7 protein-coding genes are annotated in these 8,763 nt (G+C 46.9%); 5 read left to right on the forward strand and 2 right to left on the reverse strand.

Annotation, left to right across the window (positions count from 1 at the left end; translation table 11 throughout):
- Nucleotides 1-109 precede the first annotated feature (109 nt).
- The 3 genes from CUJ83_RS08945 to CUJ83_RS08955 are packed head-to-tail and all read left to right on the forward strand — an operon-like array spanning nt 110 to nt 4,879.
- Nucleotides 110-1,732, forward strand: coding sequence for a DNA topoisomerase VI subunit B (locus CUJ83_RS08945; protein WP_230741956.1), 1,623 nt, complete (start codon nt 110-112; stop codon nt 1,730-1,732).
- Nucleotides 1,733-2,833: a DNA topoisomerase IV subunit A gene (locus CUJ83_RS08950; protein ID WP_230741957.1), complete on the forward strand. Its 1,101-nt coding sequence runs from the start codon at nt 1,733-1,735 to the stop codon at nt 2,831-2,833.
- A gap of 45 nt (nt 2,834-2,878) precedes the next feature.
- On the forward strand, nt 2,879-4,879 hold the full coding sequence (locus tag CUJ83_RS08955) for a monovalent cation:proton antiporter family protein (protein ID WP_230741958.1): 2,001 nt from the start codon (nt 2,879-2,881) through the stop codon (nt 4,877-4,879).
- 15 nt (nt 4,880-4,894) lie between these two features.
- Here the strand turns inward: CUJ83_RS08955 and CUJ83_RS08960 are convergent, their stop codons facing one another.
- Together CUJ83_RS08960 and CUJ83_RS08965 are read right to left on the reverse strand one after the other, a co-directional pair.
- The gene (locus CUJ83_RS08960) at nt 4,895-6,058 is read right to left on the reverse strand and encodes an alpha/beta hydrolase (protein ID WP_230741959.1); all 1,164 of its coding nucleotides are present in this window, start codon (nt 6,056-6,058) and stop codon (nt 4,895-4,897) included.
- A gap of 410 nt (nt 6,059-6,468) precedes the next feature.
- Nucleotides 6,469-6,996 (reverse strand): hypothetical protein, encoded by a 528-nt coding sequence (locus CUJ83_RS08965; protein WP_230741960.1) that lies wholly within the window; start codon nt 6,994-6,996, stop codon nt 6,469-6,471.
- Between the two features lie 262 nt (nt 6,997-7,258).
- Between CUJ83_RS08965 and CUJ83_RS08970 the strand changes: the two genes are divergently transcribed.
- A complete protein-coding gene (locus tag CUJ83_RS08970; RefSeq protein WP_230741961.1) occupies nt 7,259-7,510 on the forward strand; it encodes a hypothetical protein in 252 nt (83 codons plus the stop codon).
- Between the two features lie 85 nt (nt 7,511-7,595).
- Complete coding sequence (locus tag CUJ83_RS08975; RefSeq protein WP_230741962.1) at nt 7,596-8,450, forward strand: PD-(D/E)XK nuclease family protein; 855 nt, start codon at nt 7,596-7,598, stop codon at nt 8,448-8,450.
- The last annotated feature ends 313 nt before the right edge of the window (nt 8,451-8,763 follow it).

Genomic DNA, 8,763 nt, shown 5'->3' on the forward strand with positions numbered 1-8,763 from the left:
ATTAATGCCCGCATCAATAAAAGTGATTTGAGGATATAGCGCACAGGTATGGCAGGGCAGGTAGTGCCTTGAAAAGCTTTTATAATTTCAGATATTACTGTAAAGGGCTATGACCTCCTCAAAAGTCTCCCGTGAAGAGAAAGGACCGATAGCGCTGGAGCTCGCGAAAAAGCAAAAGTCGATCAGCGTGGCGGAGTTCTTCGAAAAGAACAGGCACATGCTCGGTTTTGATTCGCTGCCGAGATGCCTTATAACCTGTATCAAGGAAGCCGTGGACAACTCGCTGGACGCATGCGAGGAGTCGTCAATACTGCCCGATATCTACATACGCATACGTAAGGTCGACGATAAGATGCTGAACATAGTCGTGGAGGATAACGGCCCCGGCATACATAAAGACGTCCTGCCCAGAGTGTTCGGTAAGCTGTTATACGGCAGCAGGTTCCATGCGATAAGGCAAAGCAGAGGACAGCAGGGTATCGGGATATCCGCCGCCGTTTTATACGGCCAGCTCACAAGCGGCAAGCCCGCTCGCATAACGTCAAAAATCGATTCGAAGCTGCCCGCCTACATGTATGATCTTAAAATAGACACTGAGACCAATGAGCCGAGAATATTATCGGAGCGTATCGACGAGTTTTTTACCTCAAAAGGGACGCGCATAGAGATAGAGATGGAAGCTGCGTACGTAAGAGGAAGGCAGTCGGTGCTTGAGTACCTGAAGAACACGTCTATAGTAAACCCGCACGCCCGTTTCACTTTTATAGACCCGTATAATGAAAGGTTCACGTTCGAGAGAGCTTCTGACATTCTCCCGAAAAAGCCTGTTGAGATCAAGCCCCATCCGAGAGGCATCGAGCTTGGCACCCTGGTCAAGATGCTCCAGGTCACCGACATTAAGAAACTCAGCTCTTTCCTGAACTCTGAATTCACAAAGGTCGGAGGGTATACGGCGGAGAACATTTGCAGGGAGGCGAACATTGACCCGAACATGGTCCCGCACGACCTTTCAATGGACATAGAGGGAGTGAAAAGGCTTCTCGGCGCGTTCCAAAAGATCAAGGTCATGTCACCGCCCAGGGACTGTCTTTCGCCCATAACTGAAGACCTGCTCAAGAAAGGGGTCATCCAGAACTGCAATATAGACTTTATAGCCACTGCTTCCAGGCCGGTCAATGCCAGCAGGGGAAACCCGTTCATGGTCGAGGCCGTGATCGCGTTTGGCGGCGACATCGAGCGAGAAGGCAAGGCCGACATTATAAGGTTCGCTAACCGCGTGCCTCTCATGTACCAGCAGGGCGCCTGTGCCATCACCCATGCCATAGAGAGAATAAACTGGAAACACTATAACATGGAGCAGCCGAAGAATGCAAAGCTTCCGTCGGGCCCGATAATGGTGCTGGTCCATATCGCTTCCACGAACGTTCCGTTCACGTCCGAGTCAAAGGACGCCGTGGCGGACATACCGGAGATAATGGATGACGTGGAGCTGGCGGTCAGACAGTGCGCAAGAGAGCTGAGCAGGTTTCTTTCGGAGCAGAAGAAGGCCCTGGAGGCCCGTAAGAAGATAAGGATCTTCGAGAGCTACACAAAAGAAGTCGCGAACGCGCTCAGCGTTTTGACGGGAAAAGACGAGGCCCATATCGAGGCAAGGTTTTTAGACATCCTTAATAAAAAATATTCAAAGTTCATCGAGGAGATACCCGCAGAGGATAACGCCGGAGGGGAGTGAATGGCGAAGAAAAATGATGCGATAATAAGTAAGCTTAAGAATATCGGCGAGGGAGTACTGGATGACGTCGAGTCTGGCCATAACCCTTCGATGGACATTATGACAAGGTCTATCAACAACGTCCATTTCGACGAGGCCTCAGGGGTCATCAAGCTGGGGAACGACAGGCAAAAGAGGTTCTATTTTAACGTGAACCAGGCTAAAAAGTTCCTGCAGACCCTTCTTATCGCAAAGCAGATAAAGACGCTTATCGAGCAGGATAAGCCTCCCCTGTCCATACGTCAATTGTTTTACACTTTAAAGCATGAGATACCCGGCGCCGGGGAGAACACGTTTGACGTGCAGGAAGAGTCGGACCCGATAATCGAGGACATAGAGGCGATCACCGATACGCTGAGAGAGGACCTGAACCTTATAGCCACCCCTAACGGAGTGATATCCGGCCCCATGGTAGTCGAAGATAAGACAGGCGACGTACTCGATTTTACCAGGATGGGCTCTGCCGGCGGGGCCGTACCCCCGATAGTGGAGGATGATTATTTCCACATAAAGGAGATGAGCGCCGATTACATACTGGTCGTAGAGAAATATGCGGTCTGGAACCTTTTAAACCAGGAAAAGTACTGGAAGAAGAATAACTGTTTGCTCATGACCGGTAAAGGGCAGCCCGCAAGAGCGGAACGCAGGCTTCTGGCCAGGTTCGCCGAAGAGTTTGACATTCCCATATACATTTTCACGGATATGGACCCGTGGGGGTATTACATTTATTCCGTATATAAGTACGGCTCCATAAATCTCGCGTTCTTCTCGGAAAAGGCGGCATGCCCTCCGGCTAAGTACATAGGCCTGTCCGTAAGGGACGTGATGGATTTTCAGCTGCCAAAGAGCTCCTGGATCAAGCTCAACGATGAGGATAATAAGCGTATAGAGGAAATATCTTCATACCCGTGGTTCCAGAAAGAAAGATGGCAAAAGGAGCTTTCCGATCTTAAAAAGTTCGGGTATAAGATAGAGCAGGATGCGCTCGTTTCCAAGTCTATCGAGTTTACCTCGAACAATTACTTACCGCATAAGATCGAAAATAAAGAGTTTCTGGAATAGATCTCGATAAAATATATATTCAAAGCTCCGGTAGAGGCTTAATAGATGGAACCGATGGGAATTACGTTATTGCAGGGGCTCATCACGATATTCGGGCTCTCCATAGTCATCTTGCTGATATGCCACAGATTCCGCATCCCCGCAATAATCGGGTTTTTATTTACGGGGATACTGGTAGGGCCTTATGGCACGGGAATTTTCAGCGCGGTCAGCGAAGTCGAATTCCTGGCAGAGATAGGGATAGTTCTACTGTTATTTACCATCGGGATAGAATTCTCTTTTAAAAGCCTCCTCGAGCTCAAGAGGTCCTTTTTTGTTGGCGGGACCGTCCAGGTGCTTTTAACGTTCCTGGCGGCGTTTGCCATCGCGTCTCGAATGGGTTTTTCCACAGAACTGTCGATACTGATAGGCTTTCTTTTCACGCTGAGCAGCACGGCGATCGTCTTGAGGCTGTTACAGGAAAAAGATCAGCTCGAGAGCCCCCATGGCCGTACTGCTGTTGGTATCCTGATATTCCAGGACATCGTCGCGGTGCCCATGATGCTCATAGTGCCGTTACTGGCAGGGACGTCGGGCAGCGTCGGAATGGAGGATAGCATACATATACTTGTATTAAAGATAATCGGCATCATCCTTCTTGTGGCGATCGGCACGATATGGCTCGTCCCGAAGATACTTTTCGAAGTCGCGAAAACACGCAGCAGGGAGCTTTTCCTGTTATGCATAATTGTCATATGCCTGTCAATGGCCTGGCTGACATCGAGCATCGGGCTTTCTCTCGCGCTGGGAGCGTTTCTTGCAGGCCTTATCATCTCCGAGTCAGAGTACAGCCAGCAGGCCTTGAGCGGCGTACTGCCTTTCAGGGATGTGTTCACAAGCTTTTTCTTCGTATCGATAGGAATGCTCCTTGACATCGGTTTTATCCTGAAGGACCCCTGGACGGTAGTGCTCGTCGCCATCGTGATAATATTGTTAAAATCCTCGATAGCGGGCATAGCTACGCTGGTCATGCAATACCCGTTAAGGACAGCGATACTTGTGGGCTTCGCACTAAGCCAGGTCGGAGAGTTTTCATTCATAATCTCAAAGCTGGGACTGGACTATGGCATCCTGAACAACGAGCATTACCAGTTTTTCCTTGCAGCGTCCATAATGACCATGGCCGCGACCCCGTTAGTGATGGCGGCATCCCCGCATATCGCGAACGTGATATGCCGCTTGCCCATACCGGATAGATTAAAGGCCGATACCTGTGCGCGTCCCGGTGCTAAAGAGATGGGCTTAAAGGACCACCTGATAATCATAGGCTATGGATTGAATGGAAGAAACCTTGCGAGAGCTGCAAAATCGGTGAACATACCTTACACCATATTAGAGATGAACCCGGAGACGGTAAAATCGGAAAAAGAGAAAGGCGAGCCGATATTCTATGGGGATGGGACGAACGAGGAAGTCCTGAAACACGCTAATATTAATGACGCAAGGATAGTCGTCGTGGCGATATCCGACCCCTTAGCCACCAGGGCGATAGCGGATACGTGCAGGAGGCTAAACCCCGCAGTGCATATCATAATAAGGACACGGTATATAAAGGAGGTAAAGCCGCTCTATAAGATCGGTGTCAACGAGGTCATACCGGAGGAATTTGAGACATCGGTGGAGATCTTCGCCAGAGTATTGAAAAAATACATGGTGCCGAAGGACAGGATAGAGAAATTCATAACTGAGCTAAGGGCTGAGAATTACGATATGTTCAGGAGCATGTCAAAATATTATACTTCATTGACGGCCCTGGACCTGCCTTTGTCTGCGATGGAGATCAGCACGTTGCAGGTGAGCGAAGGTTCTGAGATAGCGGGCAAAACGCTGGCCCAGATAGAGTTCAGAAAAAAATACAGGGTCACTTTACTATTGATAATGAGGGATTCCGAGAGTATCTATAATCCCCAGGGGGATACCTGCCTCTATGCAGGGGACCGTGTAGTGCTTTTCGGAGAGCCGGAAAATATAATCGAGATATCAAAGCTGTTCAGAGAGACCGGGTGAAAGAATAGTCTTGCATTACAGCTTTATGAGATCCGGAGCGCTCATTCTTTCCTTTCCTCCGAGGCTGTTCGCAAGCCATGCCACCATCCTCGGCATCCATTCCATATAATGCTGAGGCGCACAGTGTTTATCCCCTTTGAATACCCATTCATCCTGGTCTATACCTCCCTCTGAGGATATGATGAACAGGTCATCGATAGGCACATAAGGATCGCTTGACCCGTTAATGCTCAGAATGGGGCAGGTGATACGACCTGTCTCGATATGCTTGAACAGCGAGAAATCGTACAGTTTTTTAAGGGCGATGCTTACCTCCGTATCGGGGTCATTACCCTGTATGAAGGCAAGTGTCATTTTCAGGTACTCCGGCAGGTTTTTCAGGTTATCGGGCTCAAAAGCCCTGTGTATCGGGCCCCCGCAATTGACGGCCGCTTTTATCTCCGGGAATGACGCTGCGGACATCATGGCCCAGTACCCGCCAAAGCCGATACCGAATATACCTATGCGGTTCGGGTCTACACCTCCTCTGCCTGCCAGGTATTTGATAGCTTTTGAATAAATGTCGATACTGTCCTCGCTCAGCCTCCACGAGCTCTCGCCCGTGCCCGGCATGTCTATGGTCAGGCATGCCATACCGCTGTTACGGACTATATAGTCAGCGATGTTGTGTATATCCTCCTTTAATATCTCCGCCCCGCCCGTTAAAAGCACGCCTTCCGGGAGTGTTATCTCATTCTGCGGAGACGGGGAGTAGAAGTATCCCTTGATGTCTCTCCCTTCGAAAGGTATGCTTACGACCTCGAAATTGTATGGGAATAGATGGCTTGACTCAATCAATGATAATTTTTGCTTCGAGTAAGCCTTTTTCCTTAATGTGGTATCTGCAAAAGGAAACCTGGCTATGCCATAGTATGTTGATGCTTTATTAAACAAGGATATTTTTTCCTGATCGATCTTAGCCGGAGAGTAAGCCTTGTTATAACATTTATCCCCAATTTTCATGAACTCGCTCGTCCATCCTCCCGGAGCATCGCTATTTTCCATAAGGCTGTTCACCTTTGAGCATACATCCTGCAATATCCTGGCATCAGCCCCCCAGGCTTCCCAAAAAGGGAACCTCTCTAAAACCAGCCATTCCAGGTTTGGGTTAATGGGACGAGTTCCTTTTTCAATAAGCATATGATAACACCAAATGTATTTCCATCGCTTGAAAATTATACTTTAATAACGGATTTACCGGAAAGGGGCCGGTTCATTAAATATTAGATTAAAAACTATCAGCGTTTTTTGTATGGTTTAAAAAAATGCTCAGTAATTGTTTTCCAAAAAATACCAAGAATGTTTTATATGTATCGTCAAAATAATTACATATAGTCTGACAATTGTATACGGGCTTGATACTTTTTCATCTCAAAGAACTCAACGTTTCTTTTTAAAAGATCTTTGTTTGCTATGTGTCTTTGAGATGAAAATACATCATATCCATGTGCAACATTAAAGATCACGCTCAAATATTTTGACGCTGCGTATAGGTCATACTACTCTAAAATTAATGAAAAATTAATCGATAATATCGACGCACGTTACTTTTAAATTTTTAGCTTTATGATACCGTATGTCACAGAGCCTATAGCCCCGAGCACTATGCCTACGACCAGCAGGAATGGCAGGCAGCATATTAGATCGCTTACGAGCCCGGTGACTGCCGATTCAATGCCCGGGCCGTTTAAAGGCGAGAAAAAGTTGGCCGTCATATTGATCAGCATGGCAAATGGCCTGTGGACCAGCTCTGCGACCGCCCCCGACAATGCGCCATAGATAAGCGCATCGTTCTTATCCCGGATATAGGAAGATGTGAATATGGCGGATAGTACGCCTGCCCCGAAAAATGTAATACTGCCTAAAAATATCATGACGAAGGTAAAGATAGCCGAAATGATAAGGAACGCCGGAACTTCGCTTCCCGTATATCCGGAAGTACCGTATGCCCCCATCCATTCACTAAAATATGATCCGAACACAAGCCTTTCCACACCTATGTATATGATTGAAAGAACAACAAGTATGATACCGCAGATGATGCCGGCCTTTATGGCCTGAACATATTTCTCCTCCATACAGATCCTCCGGGGGAACTATGACTACGGCCAAAGATAATAAAGATAACCATACAAGCATAACCCCCCATATAATTTAAAATGTGAAAATTTAAAATTATGGGTGATGAGCTTCAATACTTTGTATCCGGATGAACGTATGTAAAAATTTGGCCGATAAAAATAGCCGATAAAATGAGAAGCGCCTTACAGGTTATAAATTCATTCCGATATATTTATTAAGTCAGGACTTACTTTTTTAAATGATATATAGAGGCATGATATGAGACATAACAGAGGTCTTTTCCGCCGGATCAGCCGCCGCAGAATGCATGGTAGCCAGTTTTTAGTTCTGGCAATGATAATGGCAGTATTAATTGCCGTTTATTTCATAAGGCGTAATAACCTGATGAAAGCGGGCATTCAGCCAAAACCATTAATGGAAGATGTCAGGGATGTATATGGGCGGCTTCAGGACAGGCTTGACAGGGGCGATTATTCCGGCATTTTGGGAGAAATACTGGGAAGACAATGACATACTAAAATATCATCTTTTTTCATTTTACGATAAATGGCACAGTCCCCACAAGTATATAGTTTCAAAGTATGAACAATAGATTATGCCTGTGCCTGTTTTGGAGAAGTATGGTAAAAGCCGCCTGAGAGTCACAGACATCTCGCAGCAATTCTGGTGTGAGCGACAGGTTGAGCTGTCGCTGGAGTTCCCCCGGGAGGAGACTCCGGAAACAATCGCGGGCTCCGACATACACAGGGAGTTAATGCACGAGATCATCGAAGAGATAGAGGCAGTCCCTGAAACTGTCGAAGACGAAGCATATCTTTTATTGCTTAATATCGACACAGGCCTGGAACAATTATTATCCGGAGGCAAGACCCGTGAGCTAAGGGTGTTCGGTAAAGCGGGCGGTTTCCCCATCTCGGGAACGATCGACGAGATCTCAATATCGGGGAACAGGACGTTCGTACTTGACCATAAGACAAGAAGGACGCCCAGAATGCCTTCTCCCGCAGCCATTAAGACCACGCAGGTCCAGGTCATGCTCTATAGAAAAATGCTCCAGGACTTGAAAGATGGGATATATGCATACGATGATCTTATCACAGACTTAAAACTGCCTGTCCCCGGTGAAATATCGCCCGGATTTATCAAAGAGTTAGGATCAGGCGGGGTCAAGGTCGATTGTATGTCTGTCGAAGAAATTTGCGGAAGGGTCTTTGACAGGTTTAGAAGGATACCGGAGCTATCTGACAGCATGATAATCAGATACATATATCAGGGCACAAAGGAGCATATCGGCGATAAGATCATAGAGTACGATCCCGTGTCACTGGAAAGTAAAATAGCATATGCAGGCCTTTTTTGGGAAGGAAAAAGAAAAGCTTTCAGGGTAAAGCAGTCCGAGAGATGGAAATGCAGCTATTGCGAGTATAATGACGGAAGATGCGTAGAATAGTAAAACATCGTTGTGAGCCATTAGTCTTTATTGTTTATAGTTCCTATTGGCTTGTCCCGTAAATGCATAGTTTAATAATATCTTTTTTAAGCACAAAGGCAAACAAGGAACACCAAACTGCTAACCACAAGGCGCACAAAGTCGAATAAGGACCGCTAACTCTCACCACAAAGCGCTCAACGGGCACCAGTAGTTGTGATGGTGTTTAGTTGGTTGTGGTGTTGTTGTTTGTTTTTGTGGTGTTTTTGGTTGGTTAGTATGGGAGGAGTTATCAGTTTATCGGTTGTTTTTTGTGTGTGAAAACTAAAACGTT

Origin of the sequence: Methanooceanicella nereidis (assembly GCF_021023085.1) — an archaeon.
In the GTDB taxonomy this organism is placed as follows: Archaea; Halobacteriota; Methanocellia; order Methanocellales; family Methanocellaceae; genus Methanooceanicella; species Methanooceanicella nereidis.